The sequence below is a fragment of the Pseudomonas sp. genome, assembly GCF_030696055.1.
GTDB lineage: Bacteria > Pseudomonadota > Gammaproteobacteria > Pseudomonadales > Pseudomonadaceae > Aquipseudomonas.
Genome location: NZ_JAUYNP010000244.1, coordinates 1 through 14,365, shown reverse-complemented (window position 1 = coordinate 14,365; position 14,365 = coordinate 1). Strand labels below are relative to the sequence as shown.

At 61.3% G+C, this 14,365-nt stretch carries 12 protein-coding genes; 1 reads left to right on the top strand and 11 read right to left on the bottom strand.

All coding sequences use genetic code 11. The features are described 5' to 3' along the window. Positions 1-116: 116 nt before the first annotated feature. The 4 genes from glmM to rlmE form a co-directional block, all read right to left on the bottom strand. Positions 117-1,454, bottom strand: a complete 1,338-nt coding sequence (glmM, locus tag Q8Q83_RS14345; RefSeq protein ID WP_305624809.1) for a phosphoglucosamine mutase — start codon at positions 1,452-1,454, stop codon at positions 117-119. A gap of 19 nt (positions 1,455-1,473) precedes the next feature. After that, on the bottom strand, positions 1,474-2,325 hold the full coding sequence (gene folP, locus Q8Q83_RS14340; RefSeq protein ID WP_305624807.1) for a dihydropteroate synthase: 852 nt from the start codon (positions 2,323-2,325) through the stop codon (positions 1,474-1,476). 8 nt (positions 2,326-2,333) lie between these two features. Next, positions 2,334-4,250 (bottom strand): ATP-dependent zinc metalloprotease FtsH, encoded by a 1,917-nt coding sequence (gene ftsH, locus Q8Q83_RS14335; RefSeq protein WP_305624806.1) that lies wholly within the window; start codon positions 4,248-4,250, stop codon positions 2,334-2,336. Between the two features lie 188 nt (positions 4,251-4,438). Further along, complete coding sequence (gene rlmE, locus Q8Q83_RS14330; RefSeq protein ID WP_305624805.1) at positions 4,439-5,062, bottom strand: 23S rRNA (uridine(2552)-2'-O)-methyltransferase RlmE; 624 nt, start codon at positions 5,060-5,062, stop codon at positions 4,439-4,441. A 103-nt stretch (positions 5,063-5,165) separates the two neighbouring features. Between rlmE and yhbY the strand changes: the two genes are divergently transcribed. Then, complete coding sequence (gene yhbY / locus Q8Q83_RS14325) at positions 5,166-5,477, top strand: ribosome assembly RNA-binding protein YhbY (RefSeq protein WP_305624803.1); 312 nt, start codon at positions 5,166-5,168, stop codon at positions 5,475-5,477. A 27-nt stretch (positions 5,478-5,504) separates the two neighbouring features. On the opposite strand, the gene Q8Q83_RS14320 is transcribed toward yhbY, so the two are convergent. The 7 genes from Q8Q83_RS14320 to Q8Q83_RS14290 form a co-directional block, all read right to left on the bottom strand. Beyond that, positions 5,505-5,921, bottom strand: coding sequence for a DUF4149 domain-containing protein (locus Q8Q83_RS14320; RefSeq protein WP_305624801.1), 417 nt, complete (start codon positions 5,919-5,921; stop codon positions 5,505-5,507). Between the two features lie 7 nt (positions 5,922-5,928). After that, the gene (gene greA, locus Q8Q83_RS14315; RefSeq protein ID WP_305624799.1) at positions 5,929-6,405 is read right to left on the bottom strand and encodes a transcription elongation factor GreA; all 477 of its coding nucleotides are present in this window, start codon (positions 6,403-6,405) and stop codon (positions 5,929-5,931) included. Then, complete coding sequence (carB, locus tag Q8Q83_RS14310; protein WP_305624797.1) at positions 6,402-9,623, bottom strand: carbamoyl-phosphate synthase large subunit; 3,222 nt, start codon at positions 9,621-9,623, stop codon at positions 6,402-6,404. The genes greA and carB overlap by 4 nt, the downstream gene beginning before the upstream one ends. Positions 9,624-9,659: 36 nt before the next feature. Then, positions 9,660-10,808, bottom strand: coding sequence for a glutamine-hydrolyzing carbamoyl-phosphate synthase small subunit (gene carA, locus Q8Q83_RS14305; protein ID WP_305624795.1), 1,149 nt, complete (start codon positions 10,806-10,808; stop codon positions 9,660-9,662). A 207-nt stretch (positions 10,809-11,015) separates the two neighbouring features. Continuing rightward, positions 11,016-11,819, bottom strand: a complete 804-nt coding sequence (gene dapB, locus Q8Q83_RS14300; RefSeq protein ID WP_305624793.1) for a 4-hydroxy-tetrahydrodipicolinate reductase — start codon at positions 11,817-11,819, stop codon at positions 11,016-11,018. 88 nt (positions 11,820-11,907) lie between these two features. Further along, positions 11,908-13,044 carry a molecular chaperone DnaJ gene (dnaJ, locus tag Q8Q83_RS14295; RefSeq protein WP_305624791.1) on the bottom strand — a complete coding sequence of 379 codons (1,137 nt, stop codon included), beginning with the start codon at positions 13,042-13,044 and terminating at the stop codon, positions 11,908-11,910. A 132-nt stretch (positions 13,045-13,176) separates the two neighbouring features. Next, on the bottom strand, positions 13,177-14,365 hold a 1,189-nt coding region (locus Q8Q83_RS14290; protein ID WP_305624789.1), incomplete at its 5' end, for an Hsp70 family protein.

Sequence of the window (14,365 nt, the reverse complement as noted above, 5' to 3'; positions counted from 1 at the left end):
GGCGCGGGTACCGTGCATTTTCCAGTTACCAGCAACCATTGGGCGACGCATGCTTTACCTCGTCGGTCAAAGAGGGCGCAGATGTTACCCAACCGATTCAGGACTGGCAAGCCGAATCAAGCACATACCTCGGCAACAACCTTAGCCAATTCATCGGCATAGCCGCGCACCTGGCCTTCATCGTCGCCTTCAACCATCACCCGCACCAGCGGTTCGGTACCGGATTTGCGCAGCAGCACCCGCCCGCGCCCCGCCATCTGCTCGGTCACCCGCGCACTGGCCGCCTGCACGGCGACATGCTCCAGCGGATCCACGCCACCGGCAAAACGCACATTGACCAGCACCTGCGGACACTTCTGCATGCCTTGACGCGCCTCGGCGAGGCCCTGGCCACGACGTTTGAGCGCCATCAGCACCTGCAACGCGGCGATGATGGCATCGCCAGTGGTGGTGTGCTGGAAACACACCAGATGCCCCGAGCCCTCGCCACCCAGCTGCCAATCACGCGCCAGCAGTTCGGCGATCACATAGCGATCACCCACCTTGGCCCGCACAAAAGGAATAGCCAGATCGGCCAGAGCCAGCTCCAGCCCCAGATTGCTCATCAGGGTGCCGACCACCCCACCCTGCAGCTTGCCGCGCTCATGCAGGTCCCGCGCGATGATAAACAGCAGCTCGTCACCATCGACCAGGGTGCCGGTGTGATCGACCATCAACACCCGATCGGCATCTCCGTCGAAGGCAATCCCCAGATCCGCCTGACGCGCGACCACCTCGGCCTGCAACGCCCCCATATGAGTCGAGCCGCAACCATCGTTGATATTCAGCCCATCCGGCTGTGCCGACAGCACCGAGACCTCGGCACCCAACTCGCGAAACACGCTGGGCGCCACCTTGTAGGCCGCGCCATGGGCGCAGTCGATGACAATCTTCAGCCCGGCAAAGCTGGTATTAGTCGGCACACTGCTTTTACAGAATTCGATATAGCGCCCCGATGCATCGTTGATGCGCGAGGCCTTGCCGATTTTCGCCGACTCCACCACCGTCATCGGCTGATCGAGCAACGCCTCGATCATCAACTCGACGTCATCCGGCAGCTTGGTGCCCTGACTGGAGAAGAACTTGATGCCATTGTCGTCGTGCGGGTTGTGCGAGGCACTGATGACGATACCGGCATCGGCCTGGAAGGTGCGGGTCAGGTAGGCGATGGCCGGGGTCGGCATAGGACCGAGCAACTGCACATCGGCGCCGGCCGCGGCAAGCCCGGCCTCAAGCGCCGATTCGAACATATAGCCGGAGATGCGCGTGTCCTTGCCGATCAGAATGCGGCACTTGCCCTGCTTGCGGAACGCCATGCCGGCGGCCCAGCCCAGCTTGAGCATAAAGTCCGGGGTAATGGGGAAATCGCCGACACGGCCACGGATGCCGTCAGTACCAAAATATTTTCTGCTCATTCCTGCTTGTCCCTCTAATTTATTCTGCCGCTTCAACTGCGGTAATCATGCGCACCACATCAACTGTCTCAGGCACATCATGCACCCGCAGGATATGCGCACCCTTGGTTATCGCCAGCGCCGCCAAAGCCAGGCTGCCGTACAAACGCTCGCCGACCTCATGCCCCAGCACCTTGCCGATCATGCTCTTGCGTGAAACGCCGACCAACAACGGCCGCCCCAATTCATGCAGCGAGTCCAGATGCTTGAATAACCGGAGATTGTGCTCCAGGGTCTTGGCGAAGCCAAAGCCCGGATCGAGCAGCAGCCGCTCGGCGGCGATACCGGCCGTCGCACAAGCTGCCATGCGCTCGACAAGAAAATCACGCACCTCGACCAGCACATCGGCATACAGAGGATTCTGCTGCATGGTGCTCGGCTCGCCGCGCATATGCATCAGGCACACCGGCAGACCGCTGTCGGCCGCCGCGGCCAGGGCCCCATCGCGCTGCAGCGAACGCACATCGTTGATCAGCCCGGCACCCAGGCGCGCGGTTTCGCGTATCACCGCAGGCGTCGAGGTATCCACCGAAATAATCACATCCAGCTCGGCGGCAATCGCCTCGACCACGGGTGCTACCCGCTCCAACTCTTCCGCCGGTGAAACCGCGCGAGCACCAGGGCGGGTCGATTCGCCCCCCACATCTATCAGAGTCGCGCCCGCGCGCAGCATGGCCTCGGCATGGCGCAAGGCCGCATCGCGCCGACCATAGCGACCACCATCGGAAAAGGAGTCGGGGGTAACGTTGAGGATGCCCATCACTTGCGGACGGCTTAAATCAAGAAACCGGCTGCCACAGGGCAGCCGGTTAAAGTTTTGCACAACAGGCATTTAGGACCTTAATGCTCGGCGGCGGGGCCACCAATAGGTTTATCTGAAGAGCCCAGCGCATCGACAGTCGCCACGGGCGTGCCGCCGCTATCGCCACCGTCCTGCCAGCCACGCGGCTCACGCGGCGTCAGACCGTTCATGATGTCTTCGATCTGCTCGGCACCGATGGTTTCGTACTTCATCAGCGCCTGCGCCATGGCATCGAGCTTGTCACGATTTTCCAGCAGCAGGCTTTTCGCCGTGCCATAGCACCCATCGATGATGCTGCGCACTTCCTGGTCGATCAGTTTCGCCGTATCGGCCGACACATTGCTCTGCGGGCTACCCATGCTGCGACCCAGGAAGACCTCACCCTCTTCTTCGGCATACATCAGCGGGCCGAGTTTTTCCGACAAGCCCCACTTGGTCACCATGTTCTTGGCCAACTGAGTGGCGCGCATGATGTCGTTCGAGGCACCGGTGGTGACGCCATCGAAGCCCAGGGTCATCTCCTCGGCGATACGCCCACCGAACAGCGAGCAGATCTGACTGGTCAGGGCACGCTTGCTCAGGCTGTAGCGGTCTTCTTCGGGGAGGAACATGGTCACACCGAGGGCGCGACCACGGGGAATGATCGACACCTTGTAGACCGGGTCATGCTCGGGCACCAGACGCCCAACTATGGCATGGCCAGCCTCGTGGAACGCGGTATTGAGCTTTTCCTTGTCCGACATGACCATGGTTTTGCGCTCGGCGCCCATCATGATCTTGTCCTTGGCCAGCTCGAACTCCTTCATCTCGACCACCCGCTTGCCGGCGCGTGCGGCAAACAACGAGGCTTCGTTGACCAGGTTGGCCAGATCGGCACCGGAGAAACCCGGGGTACCACGGGCGATGACCGCAGGCGCGACATCCTCACCCATCGGCACTTTGCGCATATGCACCTTGAGAATCTGCTCGCGGCCGCGGATATCCGGCAAACTGACGACCACCTGGCGGTCGAAACGACCCGGGCGCAGCAGCGCCGGGTCCAGCACGTCCGGACGGTTGGTGGCGGCGATGACGATGACGCCATCGTTCATTTCGAAGCCATCCATCTCCACCAACAACTGGTTGAGGGTCTGCTCGCGCTCGTCGTGACCACCGCCCATGCCGGCACCACGATGGCGGCCGACGGCGTCGATTTCGTCGATAAAGATGATGCACGGCGCGTGCTTCTTGGCTTGCTCGAACATGTCGCGCACTCGGCTGGCGCCGACACCGACGAACATCTCGACGAAATCCGAACCGGAGATGGTAAAGAACGGCACCTTGGCCTCGCCGGCAACCGCCTTGGCCAGCAGCGTCTTACCGGTACCCGGCGAGCCGACCATCAGCACGCCACGCGGGATGCGCCCACCGAGGCGTTGGAACTTGCCTGGGTCGCGCAGGAACTCGACCAGCTCGCCGACCTCTTCCTTGGCCTCGTCGCAACCAGCGACGTCGGCGAAGGTGGTCTTGACCTGATCTTCCGAGAGCAGGCGCGCCTTGCTCTTGCCAAAGCTCATGGGGCCGCCCTTACCGCCGCCACCGCCCTGCATCTGGCGCATAAAGAACATAAATACCGCGATAATCACCAGGATCGGGAAGCTGGCGACCAGCAACTGAGTCCAGATGCTCTGCTGCTCGGGCTGCTTGCCAACGATCTCGACATGGTTGTCGATCAAGTCCTTGATCAGGCCATTGTCCTGAATCGCCGGACGCACGGTCTCGAAGGACGAGCCATCGTTACGCACGCCGCTGATGATAAAACCATCGACGGTCACGCGCTTGACGCCGCCATCCTGGACCTGCTGGATAAATTCCGAGTAATTGAGCTTATTAGACTCATTCGGGCTGGAGAAATTGTTCATCACCGTGACCAAAACGGCGGCGATGATCAGCCACAGGACCAGATTCTTTGCCATGTCGTTCAATTAGCTACCCTCTGCAGCAGGCCCCGTGTCGAAGCGTGCTTCGCATGACGACCAGTTATGTACCGATCTAACTTACTACACAACGCCCACACCTGGCAGACGCCGTCTGTAACCCTTTATTTGCCAAGCACAGAACCAGGCGTCATTCGACTCGCCAAGCGCCCCCGAGTTGCCGGCTGTCACAGCCCGCGAAAACCCCGAGCCAACATATATTGCTCACGGGAGCGATCCCGCGAAGACAGCGGCTTGCGCATCTGCACCTTGTCGAACATCTGGCGCACCTGCTTGTGATACAGATCGAAGCCTTCACCCTGGAAGATCTTGATCAGAAAATCACCGCCCGGACGCAATACGCGGGCCGAAAGATCCAGCGCCAACTCACACAGGTACATGGCCCGCGGTTGATCCGACTCCCTTACCCCACTCATATTGGGGGCCATATCGGAAATCACAAGGTCTACCGGCTTGCCGCCAATCGCCTCGAGGATCTGCGCGAACACCGCATCGTCGGTAAAGTCGCCCTGAATAAAGGTGACGTCCGGAATGCTGTCCATCTCTAATATGTCCGAAGCGATCAAGGTGCCTTTATCACCAATCACCCGACTGGTGACCTGCGACCAACCGCCAGGCGCGGCGCCCAGATCGACCACGGTGATGCCAGGCCGCAGGATGCGATCTTTCTCCTGAATCTCCAGCAGCTTGTAGCTGGCGCGCGAACGATAGCCATCCTTCTGCGCCATTTTGACGTAGGGGTCGTTGAAATGCTCTTTCAGCCAACCTTGACTGGTCTTGGAACGTGCCACGCAATACCTCGAACTGTACAGAGCATGAATATCTGGGCGACGCCGAAGGCGCTCGGGTAAACTGATCGCCGTTTTTTACCAGATTAAATGCAGGAATCAGATTATGCCGCTCACTCAAGAGCAGAAGAAACAATTCAAATCTATCGGCCACCACCTGAAACCCGTATTGATAGTGGCTGACAATGGCTTGACCGAAGGCGTGCTGGCTGAACTGGAGCGCGCGCTGAGCGATCATGAACTGATTAAAGTGCAATTACGCATAGTCGAGCGCGAGGGTCGCCTGGCCGCCATCAATGAACTGTGCAAAGCCGGCAAAGCCGACTTGGTTCAGGTTATCGGCAAGATGGCCCTGATTTACCGCAAGAGCCCCAAGCCGAATAAAAACCTGTCGAATATCCATCGTCACCAGGGTTAAGGCTTAAGCTGGGTCGCGCCGCTCAGGCTAAACCCAGCCCCTGCCGCCTGAAGCGCTCGGCACCGGCTGCAACACCAGCAATAAACCGCAAAAAGCCATGACCAGGTAGCTGAACATCAGCCAAAGTTCGGCCTCTGGCAACCACTGCCGCACCGCGAAGTAACTACCCGCCATCGCCACGATCACCAGCAACAGCTGTCCGCGCCTATCGCACCACAGGCTCGCCAGGCGCTGCGCGCGAATCAGCACCAAGACCTGCAACCCCGCACAGAACGCCGCCAAGCCAACCAGCAGCGGGCGCAAGGTGTTGCTCAGTTCCTCCACCAGCAAAGACGCCAGGCCAGCCTTGGCTATCGCCGGCAGCAGCAGGAAATGCAGCAACCAGAGGCCGCCGACCCAGAGAGTCTGAGCCAGCAGCCAACTGATTGCGCCAGCATCGTGCACGCCGGGCTTAGATATGGCGAACCTCGACTATCTCGTACTCGACCGCACCGCTGGGCGTCTTGACCATCACCACGTCGCCTTCTTCCTTGCCGATCAGGGCACGGGCGATGGGGGAGCCGACCGACAGCTTGCTCTGCCTGATGTCGGCCTCGTCCTCACCGACTATCTGGTAGGTCACGCTTTCATCGGTCTCGACGTTGGCGATTTCAACCGTGGTGCCGAAGATCACCTTGCCGGTGTGGGCGATGCTGGTGACATCGATGACCACGGCATGCTGCAGGCGGCCTTCGATATCGCGGATACGCGCCTCGACCATGCCTTGCTGCTCGCGCGCGGCATGGTATTCGGCGTTTTCCTTGAGGTCACCCAGCTCGCGCGCGGTGCCAATGTCCTGGCTGAGCTTCGGACGCACCACCTTAGTCAAATGAGCATGCTCTTCTTCCAGGGCGCGCGCGCCCTGGACGGTCATGGGGTATTTAGTCATGCCTTGATTCCTGCATGCAGATCCTGCAGGCGGCGCACGGTCTTCTCGGGACCGAACTTGAGCGCCTCACAGATCGCCTGACCACCGGCCAACGTGGTGGTGCAGCAGATCTTGTGCTGCAGAGCGTTACGACGGATCGAGTAGGAGTCAGCGATGGACTGACGCCCCTCGGTGGTGTTGATGATCAGGGTGACTTCGTCGTTCTTGATCATGTCGACGACATGCGGACGACCCTCGGTCACCTTGTTGACCCGGCGCACCGGCAGACCAGCGGCTTCGATCAACTTGGCGGTACCGGCAGTGGCCACCACCTCGAACCCCAGCTCGATCAGGTCGCGGGCGACGTCGGCCACCAGTGGCTTGTCGTCGTCACGCACGCTGATAAAGGCGCAGCCGCTGTTCGGCAGGATCTCGCTGGCGCCCAGCTGGGCCTTGGCGAAGGCTTCGGCGAAGCTGTCGCCCACGCCCATCACCTCACCGGTGGACTTCATCTCTGGGCCGAGGATGGGGTCGACGCCGGGGAACTTGGCGAAGGGGAACACCGCTTCCTTGACGCTGGAGAAGTTCGGGATGATTTCCTGGGTGAAGCCAAGCTCGGCCAGGGTCTTGCCGGCCATCACGCGAGCGCCGAGCATCGCCAGGGAGATACCGATGCACTTGGAGACGAACGGCACGGTACGCGAGGCGCGCGGGTTGACTTCGATGACGAAGATATCCTCGCCCTGCACCGCCATCTGCACGTTCATCAGGCCGACCACGCCGAGCTCCAGGGCCATTTTCTTGACCTGGTCGCGGATCTCGTCCTGGATATGCGCCGGCAGCGAGTAAGGCGGCAGCGAGCACGCCGAGTCACCGGAGTGCACGCCGGCCTGCTCGATATGCTGCATGATCGCGCCGATCACCACGGTCTCGCCGTCGCAGATGGCATCGATATCGACTTCGATGGCGCAATTGAGGAAGTGGTCGAGCAGCACCGGGCTGTCGTTCGACACCTTCACCGCTTCGCGCATATAGCGCTTGAGCTCTTCTTCCTGGTAGACGATTTCCATCGCCCGACCGCCCAACACGTAGGACGGACGCACCACCAGCGGATAGCCGATGATCTTGGAAGCGGCCAGCGCCTCTTCTTCGCTGCGTGCGGTGCGGTTTGGCGGCTGACGCAGGTGCAGGCGCTGGACCATCTGCTGAAAGCGCTCGCGGTCTTCGGCGCGGTCGATGGCGTCGGGGTTGGTACCGATGATAGGCACACCGGCCTCTTCCAGGGCGCGGCAGATCTTCAGCGGGGTCTGGCCGCCGTACTGCACTATCACGCCTTTCGGCTGCTCGACGCGGACGATTTCCAGCACGTCTTCCAGGGTGACCGGCTCGAAGTACAGGCGATCGGAGGTGTCGTAGTCGGTGGAGACGGTTTCCGGGTTGCAGTTGACCATGATGGTCTCGTAACCGTCTTCACGCAGCGCCAGCGCCGCGTGTACGCAGCAGTAGTCGAACTCGATGCCCTGGCCGATACGGTTTGGCCCACCACCGAGGATCATGATCTTGTCGCGGGTCGACGGGTTGGCCTCGCACTCTTCCTCGTAGGTCGAATACATATAGGCGGTGTCGCTGGCGAACTCGGCGGCGCAGGTGTCGACGCGCTTGTATACCGGCAGCACTTTCAGCTTGTGGCGGTGGCTGCGCAGGCTCTTCTCGGAGACGCCGAGCAACTTGGCCAAGCGGATATCGGAGAAACCCTTGCGCTTGAGCTTGTACATCAGATCGCGGTCGATGCTGGCCAGATTCAGGGTCTTGATCCGCTCTTCGTCCTTGATCAGGTCTTCGATCTGCACCAGAAACCATTCATCGATGCGGGTCAGTTCGAACACTTCGGCGACCGTCTTGCCGGCGCGGAAGGCATCGGCCAGGTACCAGATACGGTCGGCGCCCGGCACTATCAGCTCGCGCTTGAGGGTGCTTTCAGCCTCGGGATCGCTCAGGTCGAGCAGCGGATCGAAGCCGGAAACCCCGACTTCCAGACCGCGCAGGGCTTTCTGCATGGATTCCTGGAAGGTGCGGCCGATGGCCATCACTTCACCGACCGATTTCATCTGAGTGGTCAGGCGGGCGTCGGCCTTGGGGAACTTCTCGAAGGCGAAACGCGGGATCTTGGTCACGACATAGTCGATGGCCGGCTCGAACGAGGCCGGAGTGCGACCACCGGTGATGTCGTTGGACAGCTCATCCAGGGTGTAACCCACGGCAAGCTTGGCGGCGATCTTGGCGATCGGGAAGCCGGTGGCCTTGGAAGCCAGCGCCGAGGAGCGCGACACGCGCGGGTTCATCTCGATCACGACCATACGGCCGGTGTCTGGGCAGATGCCGAACTGCACGTTGGAACCGCCGGTTTCCACGCCAATCTCGCGCAGCACCGCCAGGGAGGCGTTACGCAGGATCTGGTATTCCTTGTCGGTCAGGGTCTGCGCCGGGGCCACGGTGATCGAGTCGCCGGTGTGCACACCCATGGGGTCGAAGTTTTCGATGGCGCAGACGATGATGCAGTTGTCCTTCTTGTCGCGGACCACCTCCATCTCGTATTCCTTCCAGCCGATCAGCGATTCGTCGATCAGCAACTCACTGGTCGGCGACAGATCGATGCCGCGGGCGCAGATCTCTTCGAATTCTTCACGGTTGTAGGCGATACCGCCACCGGTGCCGCCCATGGTGAAGGACGGACGGATGATGCAGGGGAAGCCGACCTTCTCGAGTACCGCGTAGGCTTCTTCCATATTGTGCGCGATGCCGGAAACCGGGCAGGCCAGACCGATGTCTTTCATCGCCTTGTCGAAGCGCGAACGGTCTTCGGCCTTGTCGATGGTGTCGGCGTTGGCGCCGATCATCTCGACACCGAACTTTTCCAGCACCCCGTGCTTTTCCAGGTCCAGTGCGCAGTTCAGCGCAGTCTGGCCACCCATGGTCGGCAGCAGCGCGTCCGGGCGCTCCTTCTCGATGATCTTGGCTACGGTCGACCATTTGATCGGCTCGATATAGGTGGCGTCGGCCATGGCCGGGTCGGTCATGATGGTGGCCGGGTTGGAGTTCACCAGAATGACGCGGTAGCCCTCTTCTTTCAGGGCCTTACAGGCCTGGGCACCGGAGTAGTCGAACTCGCAGGCCTGGCCGATAACGATCGGGCCGGCGCCGAGGATCAGGATGCTTTTTATGTCTGTACGTTTTGGCATTTGCTTACGCTCGAATCCTTGGGTCAGTCGGCGGGCTTAACGGCGCTTGGCCATGGCTTCGATAAAACGGTCGAACAGCGGCGCCACGTCGGCTGGGCCGGGGCTCGCTTCGGGGTGACCCTGGAAGCTGAAGGCGTCCTTGTCGGTACGTTCGATGCCCTGCAGGGAGCCGTCGAACAGCGACTTGTGGATCGCCCGCACGTTGCTTGGCAGGCTGGCTTCGTCCACGGCAAAACCGTGGTTCTGGCTGGTGATCATCACCACGCCGCTATCCAGGTCCTGCACCGGGTGGTTGGCGCCGTGGTGGCCGTGACCCATTTTCAGGGTCTTGGCACCGGAGGCCAGGGCCAGCAGCTGGTGGCCGAGGCAGATGCCGAATACCGGGATATCGGTTTCCAGCACATCCTTGATCGCCTGGATCGCGTAATCGCAGGGCTCGGGGTCGCCCGGGCCGTTGGACAGGAACACACCATCGGGATTCAGCGCCAGCACGTCGCTGGCCGGGGTTTGCGCCGGCACCACGGTCAGGCGGCAACCGCGCTCGACCAGCATGCGCAGGATGTTCAGTTTGACGCCGTAGTCGTAGGCCACCACGTGGTACTTCAGCTCACTGGCCGGGATTTCCGGGTGGCTGTCGTCCTGCAGGTTCCACACGCTGGAGCGCCACTCGTAACGCTCGCTGCAGCTGACCACTTTGGCCAGGTCCATGCCTTTCAGGCCGGGGAAGCTGCGCGCCAGGTCCAGGGCTTTTTCCTCGGTGGCGTCAGCGCCAGCCAGGATGCAGCCGTTCTGCGACCCCTTCTCGCGCAGGATGCGGGTCAGGCGGCGGGTATCGATGCCGGCAATGGCCACGGTACCGTTCTCCTTCAGGTACTCATCCAGCGGCTGCTTGTTGCGCCAGTTGCTGGAGGTCAGCGGCAGATCACGGATGATCAAACCGGCAGCCCAGACCCGGTTGGACTCGGCATCTTCCGGCGTGGTGCCGGTGTTGCCGATGTGCGGATAGGTCAGGGTGACGATTTGTTGGGCATAGGAGGGATCGGTAAGGATTTCCTGATAGCCGGTCATGGCGGTGTTAAAAACCACCTCTCCAATAGTTTGGCCATCGGCACCGATGGCCTCGCCGCGAAAAATGCTGCCATCAGCAAGGGCCAGGATGGCAGGTTTTAGGGCTGGCTTACTCAAGAAAACCTCCGTAGATCAAAACGTGAAGCAAACGCAGATTGTAAAAAAGCGGGATGACGTATCGACCGTCACCCCGCTTTTTTATCTGATTCATTCTGCGCAACTTTAGTGGACACACTAAAGCGGGAAGCTTACAGAAAAATGCCTTTTTGGTCCACCGCAAGATGCGCTTAAGTCCCAGGCAACCCCGCTATGCGACAGAATGCCTCAGTTGAGCCCCAGCACATCCTGCATGTCGTACAGCCCAGGCTCGCGTTGCTGCAGCCACAGCGCCGCACGCACCGCGCCCTTGGCGAAGGTCATGCGACTGGATGCCTTGTGGGTGATTTCCACCCGCTCACCGTCGGCGGCGAACAGCACGGTGTGATCGCCGACCACATCGCCAGCGCGCACCGTGGCGAAGCCGATGGTTTCACGCGCACGCGCACCAGTCTGGCCTTCGCGGCCATAGACCGCGACCTTTTGCAGGTCACGCCCCAGGGCCTTGGCCACCACCTCGCCCATGCGCAGCGCAGTACCGGACGGCGCATCGACCTTGTGCCGGTGATGGGCTTCGATGATCTCGATATCCACCTCATCCCCCAGCACCCGCGCCGCGGTATCCAGCAATTTCAGGCACAGATTGACGCCGACGCTGAAGTTGGCAGCAAACACAATCGGAATTTGCTTGCCGGCGGCGGCCAGCAATTGCTTCTCCTCCGGCGAGAAACCTGTGGTACCGATCACCATGGCCTTGCCCGCCTGACGGCAGATTTCCAGGTTTTTCAGGGTGACCGACGGATGGGTGAAGTCGATCAGCACGTCGAACTGATCCAGCACCGCATTCAGATCACCCGACAGGCTGACCCCTATCTTGCCCAGTGCCGCCAGCTCACCGGCATCGGCGCCCACCAGGCTGCTGTCGGCACGATCGACCGCCGCACTCAGGCTCGCGCCATCGACCAGCTGCACGGCCTCGATCAGGGTCTTGCCCATGCGCCCAGCGGCGCCCATCACTGCGATACGTTGCATAGAATTCAGCTCCAAGCTGCAAGCTTAAAGCCGCAAGCCCAAGGCAGCAGCCACCTGAGGCTTGCCGCTTGCCGCCTGCAGCTGCGGACTACAAATCGCCAAAGAAGCGCTTAACGCCCTCGAACCAGCCATTGGCTTTCGGCGAGTTCGAGCTGTTGCCTTCCAGCGACTGGCGGAACTCTTCCAACAGCTCACGCTGACGTTTGTCCAGGTTGACCGGCGTCTCGACCGCCACCCGGCACATCAGGTCACCGGCACCGCCACCGCGCACCGGGGCAACGCCCTTGCCACGCAGACGGAACATCTTGCCGGTCTGGGTGCCATCCGGGATCTTCAACTTGACCCGGCCATCCAGGGTCGGCACTTCCAGCTCGCCGCCCAAGGCCGCATCGGCAAAGCTGATCGGCACTTCACAGTACAGGTGCTTGCCATCGCGCTGGAAGATCGCGTGCTCGCGCACATTCACCACCACGTACAGATCGCCCGCAGGCCCGCCATGGGCACCCGCCTCGCCTTCGCCGGACAGGCGGATACGGTCGCCGGTATCGACACCCGCCGGCACCTTGACCGACAGGGTCTTGTGCTCTTCCACCCGGCCCTGACCGTGGCAGGAGCCACACGGATCGGTGATCATCTTGCCGTTGCCATGACAGCGTGGGCAGGTTTGCTGCACCGAGAAGAAGCCTTGCTGCATGCGCACCTGGCCGATGCCACCGCAGGTGGTACAGCTCACCGGGCTGGTGCCCTTCTTCGCGCCCGAGCCTTCGCAGGTCTTGCAGTTGACCAGGGTCGGCACGCGGATGGTCACGGTGGTGCCACGCACCGCCTCTTCCAGGTCCAGCTCCAGGGTGTAGCGCAGGTCGCTGCCGCGCTGTGCGCCGCCACGCTGACCGCCACGACCGCCGGCTCCGCCGAAGAAGTCGCTGAACACATCGCCGAAAATATCGGAGAAATTCGCCCCGCCGAAACCGGCACCGCCTGGACCACCGCCCATGCTCTGATCGACACCGGCATGCCCGTACTGATCATAGGCCGTGCGCTTGCCGGCATCGGAGAGCACTTCGTAAGCCTCGTTGGCTTCCTTGAACTTCTCTTCCGAGGCTTTATCGTCGGGATTGCGGTCCGGGTGATGCTTCATCGCCAGGCGGCGGTAGGCTTTTTTCAGCTCCGCTTCGCTGGACCCGCGCTCGACACCGAGCACCTCGTAATAGTCACGTTTAGCCATAAGTCTTCAACACCTTTAAATCGTCTACTCCAGACACGCCAACGCGGGAGCAAGCTCCCGCGCGGCGGATCATGCCGGGCGCGACTCGCGTCACGCCCGGCCAGAGCGGCATAAGCTTGCGCCCACTTGTGCCTATTTGTGGTCTTTGACCTCTTCAAACTCAGCGTCGACGACATCGTCGGCTGCGTCCTTGGCGTCTTCAGCACCCTGAGCGGCAGCGCCCGGCTGCGGCTGTTCGGCGTACATCTTCTGCGCCAGCGGAGCGGTTACTTCGGACAGGGCGGTCATCTTGGCGTCGATTTCAGCCTTATCGTCACCCTTGATCGCCACTTCCAGCGCGCTCAGTGCGGTTTCGATGGCGGCTTTCTCGTCGGCAGTGGCCTTGTCGCCCGCCTCGGTGATCATCTTGCGGGTGGCGTGCACCAGCTGATCGCCCTGGTTACGCGCGGTGGCCAGCTCTTCGAACTTGCGGTCTTCCTCGGCGTTGATTTCGGCATCGCGAACCATCTGCTGAATTTCTTCCTCAGACAGGCCGGAGTTGGCCTTGATCACGATCGACTGGGTTTTGCCGGTCGCCTTGTCTTTCGCGCCCACGTGCAGGATGCCGTTGGCATCGATGTCGAAGGTCACTTCGATCTGCGGCACGCCACGCGGGGCCGGCGGAATCTCGGCCAGGTCGAACTTGCCCAGGGACTTGTTGCCGCTGGCTTGCTTACGCTCGCCCTGCAGCACGTGAATGGTCACGGCGCCCTGGTTGTCGTCGGCAGTGGAGAACACCTGGGATTTCTTGGTCGGAATGGTGGTGTTCTTCTCGATCAACGCGGTCATCACGCCGCCCATGGTTTCGATACCCAGGGTCAGCGGGCTGACATCGAGCAGCAGCACGTCTTTCACGTCGCCAGACAGCACTGCGCCTTGGATAGCAGCACCCATGGCCACCGCTTCGTCCGGGTTAACGTCTTTACGGGCTTCTTTACCGAAGAACTCGGTCACCAGCTTCTGCACCAGCGGCATGCGGGTCTGACCGCCGACCAGGATCACGTCGTGGATCGCACCGACATCGATACCGGCGTCTTTCATGGCGATACGGCACGGCTCGATGGTGCGCTGCACCAGGTCTTCCACCAGGGCTTCCAGCTTGGCGCGGGAGATCGTCACGTTCAGGTGCTTAGGACCGGTCTGGTCTGCGGTGATATACGGCAGATTGACGTCGGTCTGCTGGCTGGAGGACAGCTCGATCTTGGCCTTCTCGGCAGCTTCTTTCAGGCGCTGCATGGCCAGCGGATCACCCTTGAGGTTCATGCCGCTTTCTTTCTTGAAT

Excerpts from the sequence above, each read along its gene's own strand:
- glmM (WP_305624809.1), bottom strand. The coding sequence starts at position 1,454 with ATGAGCAGAAAATATTTTGGTACTGACGGCATCCGTGGCCGTGTCGGC.
- folP (WP_305624807.1), bottom strand. The coding sequence starts at position 2,325 with ATGCCTGTTGTGCAAAACTTTAACCGGCTGCCCTGTGGCAGCCGGTTT.
- ftsH (WP_305624806.1), bottom strand. The coding sequence starts at position 4,250 with ATGGCAAAGAATCTGGTCCTGTGGCTGATCATCGCCGCCGTTTTGGTC.
- yhbY (WP_305624803.1), top strand. The coding sequence starts at position 5,166 with ATGCCGCTCACTCAAGAGCAGAAGAAACAATTCAAATCTATCGGCCAC.
- greA (WP_305624799.1), bottom strand. The coding sequence starts at position 6,405 with ATGACTAAATACCCCATGACCGTCCAGGGCGCGCGCGCCCTGGAAGAA.
- carB (WP_305624797.1), bottom strand. The coding sequence starts at position 9,623 with ATGCCAAAACGTACAGACATAAAAAGCATCCTGATCCTCGGCGCCGGC.
- dapB (WP_305624793.1), bottom strand. The coding sequence starts at position 11,819 with ATGCAACGTATCGCAGTGATGGGCGCCGCTGGGCGCATGGGCAAGACC.
- dnaJ (WP_305624791.1), bottom strand. The coding sequence starts at position 13,044 with ATGGCTAAACGTGACTATTACGAGGTGCTCGGTGTCGAGCGCGGGTCC.